This window comes from Ectopseudomonas khazarica (assembly GCF_017915135.1).
Classification (GTDB): Bacteria; Pseudomonadota; Gammaproteobacteria; order Pseudomonadales; family Pseudomonadaceae; genus Aquipseudomonas; species Aquipseudomonas khazarica.
This window is the reverse complement of record NZ_CP068551.1, coordinates 284,425-299,815: the sequence shown is the minus strand read 5'-3', so window position 1 is coordinate 299,815 and position 15,391 is coordinate 284,425. Positions and strand designations below refer to the sequence as shown.

General features: G+C 67.0%; 15 protein-coding genes. 5 read left to right on the top strand and 10 right to left on the bottom strand.

The window, feature by feature from the left end; all coding sequences use genetic code 11:
• The first annotated feature begins 16 nt into the window (after positions 1-16).
• Complete coding sequence (locus tag JLK41_RS01435) at positions 17-985, top strand: helix-turn-helix transcriptional regulator (protein ID WP_152487596.1); 969 nt, start codon at positions 17-19, stop codon at positions 983-985.
• A gap of 84 nt (positions 986-1,069) precedes the next feature.
• Here JLK41_RS01435 and ppk1 read toward each other — a convergent pair whose 3' ends face one another.
• Positions 1,070-3,256, bottom strand: a complete 2,187-nt coding sequence (gene ppk1 / locus JLK41_RS01430; protein ID WP_037052855.1) for a polyphosphate kinase 1 — start codon at positions 3,254-3,256, stop codon at positions 1,070-1,072.
• Positions 3,257-3,275: 19 nt separating this feature from the next.
• The gene (gene hemB / locus JLK41_RS01425) at positions 3,276-4,289 is read right to left on the bottom strand and encodes a porphobilinogen synthase (protein WP_037052854.1); all 1,014 of its coding nucleotides are present in this window, start codon (positions 4,287-4,289) and stop codon (positions 3,276-3,278) included.
• Positions 4,290-4,484: 195 nt separating this feature from the next.
• Here hemB and JLK41_RS01420 point away from each other — a divergent pair, with 195 nt between their 5' ends.
• Positions 4,485-5,039: a DedA family protein gene (locus JLK41_RS01420; RefSeq protein ID WP_210390189.1), complete on the top strand. Its 555-nt coding sequence runs from the start codon at positions 4,485-4,487 to the stop codon at positions 5,037-5,039.
• Here JLK41_RS01420 and JLK41_RS01415 read toward each other — a convergent pair.
• Positions 5,007-6,251, bottom strand: coding sequence for a sterol desaturase family protein (locus JLK41_RS01415; RefSeq protein WP_210390188.1), 1,245 nt, complete (start codon positions 6,249-6,251; stop codon positions 5,007-5,009). The genes JLK41_RS01420 and JLK41_RS01415 overlap by 33 nt on opposite strands.
• 174 nt (positions 6,252-6,425) lie before the next feature.
• On the opposite strand from JLK41_RS01415, the gene elbB reads away from it, so the two are divergent.
• Both elbB and JLK41_RS01405 read left to right on the top strand, forming a co-directional pair.
• Complete coding sequence (gene elbB / locus JLK41_RS01410; RefSeq protein ID WP_037052845.1) at positions 6,426-7,085, top strand: isoprenoid biosynthesis glyoxalase ElbB; 660 nt, start codon at positions 6,426-6,428, stop codon at positions 7,083-7,085.
• Between the two features lie 118 nt (positions 7,086-7,203).
• Complete coding sequence (locus JLK41_RS01405) at positions 7,204-7,671, top strand: thioesterase family protein (protein WP_037052841.1); 468 nt, start codon at positions 7,204-7,206, stop codon at positions 7,669-7,671.
• A gap of 43 nt (positions 7,672-7,714) precedes the next feature.
• Here the strand turns inward: JLK41_RS01405 and JLK41_RS01400 are convergent, their stop codons facing one another.
• The 6 genes from JLK41_RS01400 to JLK41_RS01375 all read right to left on the bottom strand — a co-directional run bounded on the left by JLK41_RS01400 (position 7,715) and on the right by JLK41_RS01375 (position 13,850).
• Entirely contained in the window at positions 7,715-8,164 is a 450-nt protein-coding gene (locus tag JLK41_RS01400; protein WP_004373364.1) for a YaiI/YqxD family protein, read from the bottom strand.
• A 52-nt stretch (positions 8,165-8,216) separates the two neighbouring features.
• Complete coding sequence (locus JLK41_RS01395) at positions 8,217-8,552, bottom strand: enhanced serine sensitivity protein SseB C-terminal domain-containing protein (protein ID WP_037052839.1); 336 nt, start codon at positions 8,550-8,552, stop codon at positions 8,217-8,219.
• Between the two features lie 122 nt (positions 8,553-8,674).
• Positions 8,675-10,564 carry a cytochrome c/FTR1 family iron permease gene (locus JLK41_RS01390; RefSeq protein ID WP_210390187.1) on the bottom strand — a complete coding sequence of 630 codons (1,890 nt, stop codon included), beginning with the start codon at positions 10,562-10,564 and terminating at the stop codon, positions 8,675-8,677.
• A 128-nt stretch (positions 10,565-10,692) separates the two neighbouring features.
• A complete protein-coding gene (locus JLK41_RS01385; protein ID WP_037052835.1) occupies positions 10,693-11,325 on the bottom strand; it encodes a LysE family transporter in 633 nt (210 codons plus the stop codon).
• A 75-nt stretch (positions 11,326-11,400) separates the two neighbouring features.
• Positions 11,401-11,940 (bottom strand): mechanosensitive ion channel family protein, encoded by a 540-nt coding sequence (locus JLK41_RS01380; protein WP_037052833.1) that lies wholly within the window; start codon positions 11,938-11,940, stop codon positions 11,401-11,403.
• Positions 11,940-13,850, bottom strand: a complete 1,911-nt coding sequence (locus JLK41_RS01375) for an ATP-binding cassette domain-containing protein (protein WP_210390186.1) — start codon at positions 13,848-13,850, stop codon at positions 11,940-11,942. The genes JLK41_RS01380 and JLK41_RS01375 overlap by 1 nt, the downstream gene beginning before the upstream one ends.
• 38 nt (positions 13,851-13,888) lie before the next feature.
• Between JLK41_RS01375 and JLK41_RS01370 the strand changes: the two genes are divergently transcribed.
• Positions 13,889-14,332, top strand: coding sequence for a TIGR02444 family protein (locus JLK41_RS01370; RefSeq protein ID WP_037052829.1), 444 nt, complete (start codon positions 13,889-13,891; stop codon positions 14,330-14,332).
• On the opposite strand, the gene JLK41_RS01365 is transcribed toward JLK41_RS01370, so the two are convergent.
• Complete coding sequence (locus JLK41_RS01365) at positions 14,329-15,312, bottom strand: AlgP family protein (protein ID WP_210390185.1); 984 nt, start codon at positions 15,310-15,312, stop codon at positions 14,329-14,331. The two genes, JLK41_RS01370 and JLK41_RS01365, sit on opposite strands and share 4 nt — an antisense overlap.
• Between the last annotated feature and the right edge of the window lie 79 nt (positions 15,313-15,391).

The following is a 15,391-nucleotide window of genomic DNA, read 5'->3' as shown; positions in this document are numbered from 1 at the left end:
ACGCAGAGGTGCCCCGATGACCAGCAGTACCCCCATCGTCCGCGCCGGAGAGCTGGCCCAGTTGTCCGGTGACGCCATCCGCCTGGTCGGTGACGAGAGCCGTGCCGACCGCCTGTTCCAGGGCCACCTGAGCTGGCGCCGCCTGCGCAGCGGGCTATCACTGCACTGCTCCGACTGCCTGGAACTGCAGGATTTCGCCACCCAGGCCGAGGCCCGTCCGCACCTGAACTTCATCCTCTTCCTGCAGGGGCGCAGCGAGGTCAGCTACGACGGCAAGCCATTCACCTTCGGCACCCCGCGCACGGGCTGCGAGGGAGTGACCATTGCCCTCAACGAACCGATGCTGTTCGCCCGCCGCGCGCGCCGTGGCCAGCACATCCGCAAGGTCTCGGTCAGCCTGACGCCGGAATGGTTCGAAGCGAGCGGTTTCGAGGCCCAGGCGGAGCTCAAGGCCTTGCTGCAGGGGGACTATCGGCCGCTCAACGTGCTGCGCTGGCAGCCCTCGGCACGCCTGCTGACCCTGGCCGAGCAGGTGCTCCACCCCGGGTGCGGCAATCGCCTGCTGGAGAACCTGTACTTGGAAAGCCGCGCCCTGGAGATCGCCGGCGAGGCCCTGAGCCTGCTGACAGGGCAGTCGGCCAGTGCACCGAGCAACCTGCGTCCGCACGAGCATCAACGCATTCGCCGCACCCTGGAGCTGCTGCACAGCGGCACGGCCGATGGCTGGTCACTGGAGGACATCGCCCAGGAAGTGGGCTGCTGCGCCAGCACCCTGCAACGGCAGTTCCAGGCAGCCAAGGGCACGTCGCTGTTCGAGTATCAGCGCCAGCGCAAGCTGCAGCAGGCGCGTGAAGCGCTGGAACAGCAAGGGGTGAGCGTCAGTCAGGCGGCCTGGATCGCCGGCTACGGCAGCGCCGCCAACTTCTCCACGGCGTTCAAGCGCGCCTTCGGCATCAGCCCCAAGCAGGTCCGCGCGCGACTGTAGCGATCACCCGCCAAGCCGCGCCCGGCGCGGCGAGAGGCCTACGCCCCTCCCGCAAGCGGGAGAGGGTGTTGCGCGCAGCCGCTGTTACCGGGCGCTGATCACGGGGGCGGTGAGCTTTTCCAGCAGGCCGGCCTGCGCATTGCGCGGGTTCTGGTTGCCGGTGGGCTGCTGGCGCACGTAGCGACCGTCGGACTGCAGCACCCAGGCCTGGGTGTTGTCGGTCAGGTAGCTTTCCAGCTCCTTCTTGACCCGGGTGATGAGCTTCTTGCCCTCGACCGGGAAGCAGGTCTCCACGCGCTTGTCGAGGTTGCGCTCCATCCAGTCGGCACTGGACAGGTAGATCAGCTCGTCGCCGCCGTTGAGGAAGTAGTACACGCGGGTGTGTTCGAGGAAGCGACCGATGATCGAGCGCACCTGGATGTTGTGCGACACGCCCGGCACGCCCGGGCGCAGGCAGCACATGCCACGCACCACCAGGTCGATCTTCACCCCGGTCTGGCTGGCCTTGTACAGCGCGCGGATGACCTTCGGATCGGTCAGCGAGTTGAACTTGGCGATGATGTGCGCCGGCTTGCCCTCGGCCGCCGCCGCGGTTTCCTTGGCGATCAGGTCGAGCAGGGTCTTCTTCAGGGTGAAGGGCGCGTGCAGCAGCTTCTTCATGCGCAGGGTCTTGCCCATGCCGATCAGCTGGCTGAACAGCTTGGAGACGTCCTCGCCGAGCGCCACGTCGGCGGTCAGCAGGCTGTAGTCGGTGTACAGACGGGCATTGCCGGCGTGGTAGTTGCCGGTACCCAGGTGCGCATAGCGACGAATCTCGCCGTTCTCGCGACGCAGGATCAGCATCATCTTGGAGTGGGTCTTGAAGCCGACCACCCCGTAGATCACCACCGCGCCAGCGGCCTGCAGACGGCTGGCGAGCTGCAGGTTGGACTCTTCGTCGAAACGCGCACGCAGCTCGATCACCGCCGTGACCTCCTTGCCGTTGCGCGCTGCCTCGACCAGTGCGTCGACGATCTCCGAATTGGCGCCGGAGCGGTACAGCGTCTGCTTGATGGCCAGCACGTGCGGGTCCTTGGCGGCCTGGCGCAGCAGGTCGACCACCGGGGTGAAGGACTCGAACGGGTGCAGCAGGAGGATGTCCTGCTTGCTGACCACGTTGAAGATGTTCTCCGAGTTCTGCAGCAGCTTGGGGATCACCGGGGTGAACGGCGCGTACTGCAGGTCCGGGTGGTTATCCAGGCCGGTGATGCTGAACAGGCGCGTCAGGTTGACCGGGCCGTTGACCTGGTACAGCTCGCCCTCGGTCAGGCCGAACTGCTTGAGCAGGTGATCGCGCAGGTGTTTCGGGCAGGTGTCGACCACCTCCAGGCGCACCGCATCGCCGTAGCGCCGGCTGAACAGCTCGCCGCGCAGGGCGCGGGCCAGATCTTCGACGTCCTCGGTGTCCACCGACAGGTCGGCGTTACGGGTCAAACGGAACTGGTAGCAGCCCTTGACCTTCATGCCCTGGAACAGGTCGTCGGCATGGGCGTGGATCATCGACGAGAGGAACACGTAGTTGTCGCCGGGGCCACCGACCTCTTCCGGCACGCGGATGATCCGTGGCAGCAGGCGTGGCGCCGGGATGATGGCCAGGCCGGAATCGCGACCGAAGGCATCGACGCCCTCCAGCTCGACGATGAAGTTCAGGCTCTTGTTCACCAGCAGCGGGAAGGGGTGCGTCGGGTCGAGCCCGATGGGCGTGATGATCGGCGCGATCTCGTCGCGGAAATAGCGGCGCACCCAGGTCTTGAGCTTGGCCGTCCAGTAGCGCCGACGAATGAAGTTGATGCCTTGCTTGGCCAGGGCCGGGAACAGCGTGTCGTTGAGGATCGCGTACTGACGCTCGACCTGCTCGTGCACCAGCTCACTGATGCGCGACAGCGCCTGATGCGGCTGCAGGCCGTCGGCGCCGGCCTGTTCGCGGGCGAAGTTGATCTGCTTCTTCAGGCCGGCGACGCGAATCTCGAAGAACTCGTCGAGGTTGCTGGAGAAGATCAGCAGGAACTTCAGGCGTTCCAGCAAGGGATAGGACTCATCCAGGGCCTGCTCCAGCACGCGGATATTGAACTGCAACTGGGACAGTTCACGGTGGATGTACAGGCTGCTGTCATCCAGGCTGGGGGGCGGCGGTGGCGGTGTTTCCACCACCGGTTGCTCAGCCACCACCTCGACCTGGGGTTGCGGCTGGGAGCCTTCGAGCGCTTCGCTGGTGAGTCCTTCGGTGTTCATCGCTGGGTTCCTGGGGGCGTCATTGCCCCTGTTTTAGCAGTTCTGCCGCACGTACGGCGAAATAGGTGAGGATGCCATCGGCACCGGCGCGTTTGAATGCGGTGAGCGACTCCATCATCGCTGCCTCGGTCAGCCAGCCGTTCTGGATCGCCGCCATGTGCATGGCGTACTCACCGCTGACCTGATAGACGAAGGTCGGCACCTTGAAGGTGTCCTTCACCCGCCACAGCACATCCAGGTACGGCATACCCGGCTTGACCATGACCATGTCGGCGCCCTCGGCAAGGTCGGCGGCGACTTCATGCAGCGCCTCGTCACCATTGGCCGGGTCCATCTGGTAGGTGAACTTGTTGCCCTTGCCCAGGTTGCCGGACGAGCCGATGGCATCGCGGAACGGCCCGTAGTAGGCGCTGGCGTACTTGGCCGAGTAGGCCATGATGCGGGTGTTGACGTGATCGCCCAGCTCCAGCGCCTCGCGGATCGCCTGCACCCGGCCGTCCATCATGTCCGACGGCGAGATGATGTGCGCCCCGGCCTCGGCGTGCGACAGCGACTGACGGACCAGCGCGTCGATGGTGATGTCGTTGAGCACGTAGCCATCGTCATCGATGATGCCGTCCTGGCCGTGCGTGGTGTAGGGGTCCAGCGCGACGTCGGTCATCACCCCGAGCTCCGGGAAGCGCTCGCGCAGCGCGCGGATGGCGCGCTGGATCAGCCCGTCCGGGTTCCACGCCTCGGCGGCGTCGAGTGACTTGCGCTCGGTCGGGATGTACGGGAACAGGTCGATCAGCGGAATACCCAGCTCCACCCAGCGCTCGGCCTCGACCAGCAGCTGATCGATCGACAGGCGCTCGACGCCCGGCATCGACGCGATCGCCTCGCGACGGTTCTCGCCGTCGAGAATGAATACCGGCAGGATCAGGTCATCGACGCTCAGGCGGTTCTCGCGTACCAGGCGACGGGAAAAATCGTCGCGACGGTTGCGGCGCAGGCGGGTGGCGGGGAACAGGCGGTTGGCGGGGGTAACGCTCACGGCAGACTCCAGAGCCCGCAAGAACGGGCCAGTGTGACGGTTATAAGCGACCATTATGACCAAATGATGACGGTCGCATTACTTCGTGCGACTGCGCGTCGCACAGGCAGTCGCACATTGTGGCACGGCCTGCCACCTTCCGGGCCTTTCGCGGTCGGAGTAGTCTTCACCCCCCATGATCCACGAGCGCAGCACATGCTCCAAGAGCTGATCCGCCAGTTCGGTTATCCGGCCCTGATTCTCGGCACCTTCCTCGAAGGCGAGGTGTCGCTGCTGCTGGCCGCCTACATGGCGGTGCGCAACGTGCTGCAGATCGAATGGGTAGCGCTGTGCGCCTTTCTCGGCACCTTCGCCAGCGACCAGCTGTGGTACTACCTCGGCCGTCGCCACGGCCGTGCCCTGCTGGCGCGCAAGCCGCGCTGGCAACCGCTGGGCGAGCGCGCCAGCGGGCTGATCAGGCGCTACCCGGACCTGTGGGTACTGTGCTTTCGCTTCCTCTACGGCCTGCGCACGGTGATGCCGCTGACCATCGGCCTGTCCGGCTATTCATGGCCGCGCTACCTGCTGCTCGACGCCATCGGCGCCGGCGTCTGGGCCGGCGGCATCAGTCTGCTGGCCTACAGCCTGGGCAACGCCATGAGCGGCCTGCTCGACGAGCTGCGCCACTACCAGATCCTGCTGCTCGCCGGCGTGGTGCTGCTGCTTGCGTTCGCCTGGCTATACCGGTGGAGTCAGCGCCGGCGCGGCTGAGCCACGCGCCAGCCAGATACCCAGCAGGCTGGCCAGGCTGTAGGCGGCCAGCCAGCCCCAGGCGCCGCCATCCAGGCTCAACGCACCCAGCGCACCCGCCAGCCATAACGCCGGGACGTTGAGCAGCAGGCGCAGGTACTCGAGCCTGGCGGCGCCAGGGCGATTCTCCAGCCACAGACCGATGCTGCAAAGGCCCAGGGCGACCCACAGGCAGGCCAGCAGCAGCGCCGCCAGGGCCAGCGACTCACCTTGCGCGAGCAGCCAGACACCGGCCAGCAGGTAACAGACGAACTGCAGCAGGGCATAGCACTGCGCACCGCGCCCCAGGGCGACGTCGAACTTGCGGAAGTTGCCCAGGTCCGGCTTGGCCTGCGGATAGCGCGCCGCCACATCGGCCGGGCGCCAGCCGGTGGGCATGAACCAGATGCGCAGCCGGTCCCACCAGGAGGTGGCCCGCCGCGCATCGTTCCACAACCCGGCATAGACCTGCAGGTTGGCCCACAGCGGGTTCCAGCTGGCGAGCGGTACGGTGACACCGAAGATCACCGGCTCCTCATCCAGCTCTTCCTGGAAGGTGCCGAAAATTCGATCCCAGACGATGAACACACCGCCGTAATTGCGATCCATGTAGATAGGATTCTGTGCATGGTGCACCCGATGGTTGGAGGGCGTGATGAACAGCCACTCGAACCAGCCCAGCTTGGGAATGTGCCGGGTGTGCACCCAGAACTGATAGAGCAGGTTCAGCGCCGCCACCGTGAGAAACACCAGCGGCGGCACACCGGCGATGGCCATCGGCAGGTAGAAGATCCAGCCGAAGATGAAACCGGTGCTGGTCTGCCGTAACGCCGTGGAGAGATTGTAGTCTTCACTTTGATGGTGCACCGCATGCGCGGCCCAGAGCACGTTGCGCTCATGGCCCAGGCGGTGGTTCCAGTAATAGCAGAAGTCATAGAAGACGAAGGCGCTTATCCACACCCAGAGGCTGTTTGCGGAGAGCTCGAACAACGCCAGGTGCTCCCAGGCGAAGGCGTAGGTCAGCAGGCCCACCACCTTGGTCAGCAGGCCGGTGGCCTGCGACAGTACGCCGGCGCTGAGGCTGTTCAGGGCGTCCGCCAGGCGGTAGGTGCGCATGCCGCGCCAGCGGTCGGCGAGCAGTTCCAGGCCGATCAGCAGGAAGAAGAAGGGCACTGCATAGAGAACGTAATTCATGACTGCGCCATAGCGTTGTACTTGTGCCGGGATTGGGCTGATGTTCATCCTATGCGCAGCCTCGCCAGGCTTCGCGGCGGTAGATGACAGTCCAAGCGGCATATGGCGACAGACCAACGATTGCCAACACCCACGTCCGCGCTGCGGGCGTGTTTTCCTCACCAGGAGTCGAGCATGAACAAGAAAGTGGCTGTGATTCTGTCCGGCTGTGGCGTCTACGACGGTGCCGAGATCCATGAAAGCGTGATCACCCTGTTGCGCCTCGACCAGCGCGGCGCCGAGGTGCAGTGCTTCGCCCCCGACGTGGCGCAGTTGCACGTGGTGGATCACTACAGCGGCGACGAGATGAACGAGACGCGCAACGTGCTGGTGGAGTCCGCACGCATCGCCCGTGGCCAGATCAAGGACGTCAGGGCGCTGCACGCGGCGGACTTCGATGCGCTGATCATGCCGGGCGGCTTCGGTGTGGCGAAGAACCTGTCCGACTTCGCCACCAGTGGTGCGGGCTGCAGCGTGCAGCCGGACGTGCTGGCCGCGTGCAAGGCGTTCGCCGATGCCGGCAAGCCGGTCGGCATGATGTGCATCGCCCCGGCGCTGGCGGCCAAGATCTTCGGCGCCGGCGTGGCCTGCACCATCGGCACCGACCACGACACCGCCGCCGCCCTCACCCAGATGGGCGCCGAGCACCATGAGTGCGAGGTCAGCGAGATCATCGAGGACCGCCAGCGCAAGCTGGTGACCACCCCGGCCTACATGCTCGCCCAGTCCATCGCCGAAGCGGCCTCGGGCATCAACAAGATGGTCGACCGGGTGCTGGAGCTGGCCCACCACTGAGGGCCGGAGAGCGCCCATCGCAGGGCGCTTCGGTCATAGGCCAGGGCAGTCTGGCCGCCGCGCTGTTCAAGTCCATCGGGCTGCGGCAGCGTGGCGGCATGTCTTCATGGAGCGCCCCATGTCCCAGCCCTTCGTCCTCGACGCCGCCCTGCAGCAGGCGGTCGCCAGTTTCTTTCAACGCATCCCCTTCAACCAGGTGCTCGGTATCGAGCTGGATGAGCTGAGCCCCGAGCGGGTCACCATGCACCTGCCGATGAAGCCCGAGCTGATCGGCAACTTCGTCCACGGCATCCTGCATGGCGGGGTGATCTCGTCCCTGCTCGACGTCTGCGGCGGCGCCATGGCATTGATCGGCGCCTCCGCCAACCACCAGCACCTGCCAGCCGCCGAACGCATGAGCAAGCTGTCCAAGCTCGGCACCATCGACCTGCGCATCGACTACCTGCGCCCAGGCCGTGGCCAGCGCTTCAGCGCCACCGCCACGCCGCTGCGCGCCGGCAACAAGGTCGCGGTGATCCGCATGGAGCTGCACAACGACGAAGGCGTACTGGTGGCAGTGGGCACCGGCACCTATCTGTGCGGCTAGGCCAGGAGAACCCTGGCTCGTAGCCGGGGGCAATCCGTGACGACTAGCGGCTCAAGCGCGTGAGAATCCGATCCAGCGCATTGGCGAACGCCTGGCGGTCCTTCTCCGAGTAGGGTGCCTGGCCACCGCCGACCTGGCCCTGTTCGCGCAGGTCGGTGAACAGGTTGCGCACCGCCAGGCGCTCGCCCATGTTGCGCTCGTCGAACTCTCGGCCACGCGGGTCGAGTGCCGCGACGCCCTTCTTCACCAGGCGGTCGGCCAGGGGCACGTCGCTGCAGATCACCAGTTCGCCAGGCACCGCGTGCTCGACCAGATGATCGTCGGCCGCGTCCGGGCCACTGGGCACCACGATCAGTTTCACGCAGGCGAAATTCGGCCGGGCGACGGCCTGGCCGGCCACCAGCACCACCTCGAAGCCTCGCTTGAGGGCGAACTTGACCACCTGATCCCGCGCCGCCCGAGGGCAGGCATCGGCGTCGATCCATACACGCATGCAGCAACTTCCGCAGAGAAAACTGCGCCCAGTATGCCAGCAGGCGGGCGGCTCAGGTGTTGTAGAACGGCTCGCAGCGTTCGCGCACGGCACGCGACAGGTTGTCGTCCGCCAGTTCGATCAGATCCAGTTCGACCTCGTCCGGCAGCAACTCGGCGACCAGCGCCGCCAGGCGCCGCTGGCCACGGATATCGGCGCCGGACACCGCCAGCAGCAGGCGCGGCTGCGGGCCGATGGCCGGATCGCGCAGCGCCGCCAGGAAGGCTTCGCGCACGGCGAGCTGGGCACAGGCAGCGGACAGCGCCTGCTCCAGCGGGGGATGACGCAGCGCGGCCAGCGCCAGATCCGGGCTGTCGGCGTAATGGGTGGAATGGATCGAGGAGGACATGCGTGCACTCGGCAAAGGAATTGGAACCAGCCTAGGTGCACTGAGACTCGCTGTCGTGGCAGCGGTTCACGCTATGAGGCAAAGAGGGCGAGCAAAGCCGCCCTCGTTCACGCCGCGTCCGTTCAGGCCTGCTCGGCCGTGCGCCGACGCTCGCCGAGCAGGCTGCGCCCATACAGCAGGGCGATACCGGCCAGCGCCAGCGCTTGTGCCGAGAGGCTCCAGGCATCGGGGTGAATGCCCAGCCAGTCGAACTCGAAGAACGCCACCGGGCGCGTGCCCAGCACCCCGGCCTCCTGCAGCGCCGCCACGCCATGGCCGGCGAACACCACGGAGAGAATGCACAGCAGCACCGCGTTGACGCCGAAGAAGGTCGCCAGTGGCAGCTTGCGCGAACCGCGCAGAATCACCCAGGCCAGGCCGAGCAGCACCACCAGGGCGGCACCGGCGCCAGCCAGCACGGCGCCATGTCCGGCCGGGCCGGCCTGCAGCCAGAGGGTTTCGTAGAACAGGATGACTTCGAACAGCTCGCGGTACACCGAGAAGAACGCCAGCACGGCGAAGCCGAAACGGCCACCGCCGCCGACCAGGCTGCTCTTGATGTAGTCCTGCCATGCGGCGGCGTGACGACGGTCGTGCATCCACACGCCGACCCACAGCAGCACCACGCTGGCGAACAGTGCGGTCGCCCCTTCGAGCAGTTCGCGCTGGGCGCCACTGACGTCGATGACGTAGGCAGCCACCGCCCAGGTCGCGACGCCGGCGAGCAGGGCCAGGCCCCAGCCGACGTGCACGCTGCGCGCGGCCTGCTGCTGACCGGTGTTGTTGAGGAAGGCGAGGATCGCCGCCAGCACCAGAATCGCTTCCAGGCCTTCACGCAGCAGGATCAGCATGCTGGAGAAGAAGCTCAGCGAGGCGTTCATCGCACCGCCCTCGAGCAAGGCGGCCGACTTGTCCAGTTCGACCTTGGCCAGCTCCAGCGCCTGGGCGGCCTGGGCGACACTGGCGCCGTCCTGAACCGCCTGACGGTAGGCCATCAGCGCCCTCTCGGTGGTCTTGCGCTGCACCGCGTCGAGGTTGTCCAGCGCGCTCTCGACCAGCTCGAAGCCTTCCAGGTAAGCACCCACCGAGAGGTCGTAGGCCTGTTCGACATGGCCATCGCGGTAGGTCTGCAGGCTGTGTTCCAGGGTGCTGCGGGTATGCCCGATCAGCTGCTGCGGGCCGCGCTTCTCCACGGTCGGATGAGCACGCTGGGCACGGAAGGCGGCGCCATCGCCCCCCTCCGCGACGATCTCCGCAGGCGTGCGCCCGGCCAGGTCGGCCATGCGGAACTGCGCGCCACCCTGCGCCGGGGCAGCGCTGAAGCCGGCGATATAGCTGGCCAGGTCCCAGCGCTGGCGATCATCGAGCTGATCGGCGAAGGCCGGCATGTCGGTGCCCTCGATGCCCAGGCCGAGCGTGTTGTAGAGGTCGTAGAGGCTCAGCCGGTCCAGCCGTGCGGCATCGCGCAGATTGGCCGGCGGAGGCTCCAGGCCGATGCCCGCCGGGCCGTCGCCGGCGCCGGCATCGCCGTGGCAGACCGAGCAATGCTGCGCGTACAGCGGCGCACCGCGCTCGGGGTCGGGGGTGATGGCCGGAGTCTGCGCCACCTGATACAGCTCGGCCAGGCGGGCACTGAGCTGACGCGCCTGGTGCGCAACGTCTGCGCCGGGCTGACGCTGCTCGACGGCATGTTTCAGCGCGGCGATGCCCTGTTCCAGTTCAGCGCGTTCGGCCTTGGCCGGCAGTGCGACCACCAGCCCCTGCAGGACCCCGATGAATTCCAGCTGCTCGCGGTACTCGCCCGCGTCGACCACCTGGCCGTCGGCCACCGTGGCCGGATAGTCGGCGCCAATGTAGCCGAGCATGTGCAGGGCCTGGGCGGCGCCATCGAGTGGCTCGGCCAGGGCAGCGAGGCTGCCGAGTGCCAGCAGCGGCAGCATCAGCCAGGAGAACAGGGAACGATAACGACTCATCAATGCATTCCGAAACGCGAATGGATGGCATTAAATTGTTGCCGGCCTGCCCTGCGCAGACAAGGAAAATATGAAATATTTGGTAACAAACCGCCGAGTGGCCGCCCGCAGGCGGCCGGGCATGGGCTTCAGACGGCCGCGCGCTTGACCGTGGCCAGCAGGCCCGCCGCTGCGGCGAACAGGGCGGCGAAGCTGCGATTCATCACCCGCTGCTGGCGGGGCGTACGCAGCGCCCGCAGCACGCGCGAGGCCAGGCCGGTGTAGCCGGCCATGACGATCAGGTCGACCACGATCATGGTCGCGCCCATGATCAGGTACTGGGCCAGCAGCGGCGCATGCGGGTCGAGGAACTGCGGCAGCACCGCCAGCATGAAGACGATGGCCTTGGGATTGCTGGCGTTGACCAGGAAACCACGCAGCACCAGGGTCAGCGGCCGGCCAATCGGCCGCTCGACGGCGCCGCTATCCAGGTCACTGGGCAGGGCCACCCATTGCTTGTAGGCGAGGAACACCAGGTAGGCGACGCCGAACCATTTGATCACGCTGAAGGCCAGGGCTGAGGCGGCCAGAATGGCACCGACCCCGGCGGCGACGATGGCGATCTGCATCGCCAGGCCGAGCTGCAGGCCCAGCGCGTTCCAGTAGCCACGCCAGAAGCCGTACTGCAGGCCAGCGGACATCGAGGCCACGGCGCCGGCACCTGGCGACAGGCTGATCACCCAGCAGGCAACGAAGAAGGCGAGCCAGGTTTCCAGTGCCATGATGCGTACCTCGAAAAGCTGAAATCAGGAGAAGGAGCTACAGCCTACTCCTGCGCCAGCGCCCAGACCAGCGGGTCAGCGCCAGCGGCGCACCGACTTCTGGAAGAACAGGCTGTTGGGCACCTGCAACAGGGCGCCGGCGGCATCCTCGCTGAGGTCCTGCAGGGTGGTGTAGAACAGGTTGATGGCGATGACCCGGCCCTTCACGCCCGGCTTGTCGGCGCTCTCGATGACCTCCACGGTGTCGCCCATGCGAAACGGGCCCATGGTGAAGATCAGCAGTGCGCAGAACATGTTCGACAGCACGCTCCAGATGGCGAAGAAGGCCACTGCGGCAACGGCGGTGAAGCCGGTCAGCGCCGTCCACAGTACCGTCGCCGACACGCCCAGGCGCTCCAGCACCATCAGCAGGGCACTGCCCATGATCACCCAGCGCACCAGGCCTCGCAGGGGCTGCAACACCTCCGGCGGCAGCAGGCTGTAGCGTGCGCCGAGACGGCTGATGGCGCGGGTCAGAATGCGCTGGGCGAGCCAGGCCAGCAGGATGATCAGCAACACCTGACCGGCACGCAGCAAGGGCTCGCGCCACGCCATCAGTAGTTCCAGCTGTTCCATCACTCCGCCTCCTCCAGTTGCTGTTGCAGGGCCTCCAGGGTTTCCAGCGCCAGCAACCAGGCTTCTTCCAGCTCCGCCTCGCGGGCCTTGAGCCGGGCCTGCTCGGCCAGGCGCTCGCGCAACTCGTCCTTGCGCGCCGCTTCGTACAGCGTGCTATCGCCCAGTTGCTGCTCCACCCCGGCGAGCTGCCCCTGCACCTTGCCCAGCTCCTGCTCGAGCTTGTCGGCCTGCTTCTTGTGCGGCGCCAGTTGCTGGCGCAACGCGGCGGCAGCCTGACGCTGGGCACGCTTGTCGGTCTTCTCGCCGCCGGCCAGCGGTGCCCCTGCTGGCAACTGGCGCGCGCGGAAGTCGACCAGCCAGCGCGCGTAGTCGTCGAGGTCGCCCTCGAAGGGCTGAATGCGCCCGTCGGCCACCAGCAGGAACTCGTCGGTGGTGCTCTTCAGCAGGTGACGATCGTGGGACACCACCAGGACCGCACCGGCGAAGTCCTGCAGGGCCATGGTCAGCGCCAGGCGCATTTCCAGGTCGAGGTGGTTGGTCGGTTCGTCGAGCAACAGCAGGTTGGGCTTCTGCCAGGCGATCAGCGCCAGGGCCAGGCGCGCCTTCTCGCCACCGGAGAAATTGACCACCACTTCGTCGCAACGCTCGCCACGGAAGTCGAAACCGCCAAGGAAATCGCGCAGGGTCTGCTCGCGCTCGCCCGGGGCGATGCGCTGCAGGTGCAGCAGCGGGCTGGCCTTGGCATCCAGCGAATCGAGCTGGTGCTGGGCGAAGTAACCGATGGCCAGGTTCTCGCCACGCGCCAGCTCACCGCCGAGCACGGAGAGATCGCCGGCCAGGGTCTTGATCAGGGTCGACTTGCCCGCGCCATTGGGGCCGAGCAGGCCGATGCGCGCACCGGGCGCCAGGCTCAGCTTGACCTTCTCCAGCACCACCTTGTCGCCATAACCCAGGCGCACCTCGGACAGGTTGAGCAGCGGGCTAGAGACCTTGTCCGCCTCGCGGAAGGCGAAGTCGAAGGGCGAGTCGACATGCGCCGGTGCCAGTTCCTCCAGGCGCTCCAGCGCCTTGATGCGGCTCTGCGCCTGGCGCGCCTTGCTGGCCTTGGCCTTGAAGCGGCGGATGAAGTCTTCCATGTGCGCACGCTGCGTCTGCTGCTTCTCGTACGCCTGCTGCTGCTGGGCCAGACGTTCGGCACGGGTGCGTTCGAAGGCCGAGTAGCCGCCCCGGTAGAGGGTCAGCTTCTGCTGCTCCAGGTGCGCCACGTGATCGACCACGGCATCGAGGAAATCGCGGTCGTGAGAGATCAGCAGCAGGGTGCCCGGGTAGCCCTTGAGCCACTCCTCCAGCCAGAGGATGGCATCGAGGTCGAGGTGGTTGGTCGGCTCGTCGAGCAGCTGCAACTCGGACGGGCACATCAGCGCCTGGGCCAGGTTCAGGCGCATGCGCCAGCCACCGGAAAAGTCGCCGACGCGCTTGTCCATCTGCTCGCCGGTGAAACCCAGCCCCGCCAGCAGCTTGCGGGCGCGAGCATCGGCGGTGTAGCCCTGAGCGTTGTCCAGTTCGGTGTGCAGACGGGCGATGGCGGCGCCGTCATGCGCCTGCTCGGCACGCGCCAGTTCGGCCTGGATCGCCCGCAGGTGCAGGTCGCCATCGAGCACGTAGTCCACCGCCAGGCGCTCGAGGTTGTCGACCTCCTGGCGCATGTGGGCGATGCGCCAGTCGGCGGGCAAGCGGCAGTCCCCGGCATCGGGGCCGAGTTCGCCGCGCAGCAGCGCGAACAGGCTGGACTTGCCAGCGCCATTGGCACCGATCAGACCGACCTTCTGGCCGGCGTGCAGGGTCAGTTCCGCACCTTCGAGAAGGCGTTGCGGACCGCGCTGTAGAGTGAGGTTCTGGAGTCGGATCATAATGGCCGCGGAGTCTACCAAATCGCCCCGGAGGCCGCGTGCAGGATCTGTGGAATTTCGCGCTTGAACTCTACGCCAGACCCGGCGTGGAACACGCCTGCCTGGAGTTGCAGGAGGCAGGCTGCGATGTCTGCCTGCTTCTGACTGGTGCCTGGCTGCAACGCCGTGGCGTGCGCTGCCTGGATGAACGCCTGCGCGCCCTGCGGGACGTGGCGGTGCCCTGGCAACGCGAGGTGGTCTCGCCCTTGCGCCAGCTACGCCGCGACTGGCGCAGCGCCGCCGGCCAGGATGCAGCGCTGGCGAGCTTGCGCGAACAGGTCAAGCAACTGGAATTGCACAGCGAGCGCGTGCTGCTCGAGCGCTTGCAGGCACTTGCCGAACCCTGGCCGAGCGAAGCCGGCGACCATGACTGGCTGACGCACCTGGGAAGGCAGGACAGCGCCGCGCTGCATGTGCTGCGCGGCGCCATGGCTCAGCCTTAGGACGCGCTCGGCGCCTCTGCGGCACTGGCCCCAGTGCTCGCCGCTGGAGCGGCGGGCGCGACGGGTGCCGTCGGCGCTGCGGGCTTGGCGGCGGCCGGCTTGGCCGGAGCCTTCTTCACGGGCGCCTTGGCAGCTGCCGGCTTCTTCGCGACCGCAGGCTTGCTGACGGGCTTGGCTGCTGCTGGTTTGGCGGCCGGTTTCGCTGCGGCGGGCTTGGCTGCTGGCTTGGCTGCCGCCGGTTTGCTGGCCGCGGCAGGCTTGGCCGGGGCCTTGGCTGCGACCGGCTTGGCAGCCGGTTTGGCGGCGGGCTTGGCTGCAGCGGGCTTGGCAGCCGCTTTCGGCGCTGCCGGCTTGGCTGCTGCAGGCTTGCGAGCTGCGGGCTTGGCCGCTGGCTTGCTGGCCGCTGCCGGTTTCGCTGCCGGCTTGCTGGCTGCCGCAGGCTTGGCAACGGGCTTGCTCACCGGTTTGGCGGCAGCCGCTTTGGCCGGAGCCTTCTTCACCGGTGCCTTGGCAACAGCGGGTTTCTTCGCCGCCGCCGGTTTGCTGGCTGGCTTGGCGGCCGGCGCGGCAGCCTTGGCGTCGCGCACGTCGAGCGCCTTGCCCGCGGCTTCTTTCACCTTGCCTACGCCCTGGGCCAGTTTCAGGCTCTCCTGAGCGTCACGCTTGAGCTGGCCGATGTAGTTGCGGGTTTCGCTCTGCCGGGTCTTGAGCGAGTCGAGCAGTTCTTCCAGCTCGGCCACCGCGTCCTTGGCCTTGGCCTGGGCCTTGGCTTTTCCAGCGACGGCGGCGTCCTGCAGCTTGCTGCGCGCCTTGTGCAGTTTTTCCTGGGCCTTGCCGCGCTGTTTCTCCAGCTTGGCGAGGAGTTTCTCGGCATCGATCAGTGCTTGCGAGCAGGCATTTTCCAGGTGCTCGAGCAGACTGGCAGACAACTGGTGAAGCAGGTGCAACGGAGTGGTTACGGACTTCTTCTTGGCCGACATGGCACGCCTCCTGGCGGATGTGGATCCGCCCATACTAGACGCACGAGCGAGGCGTCGCCATAGGCCTTTCGGCGAGCAC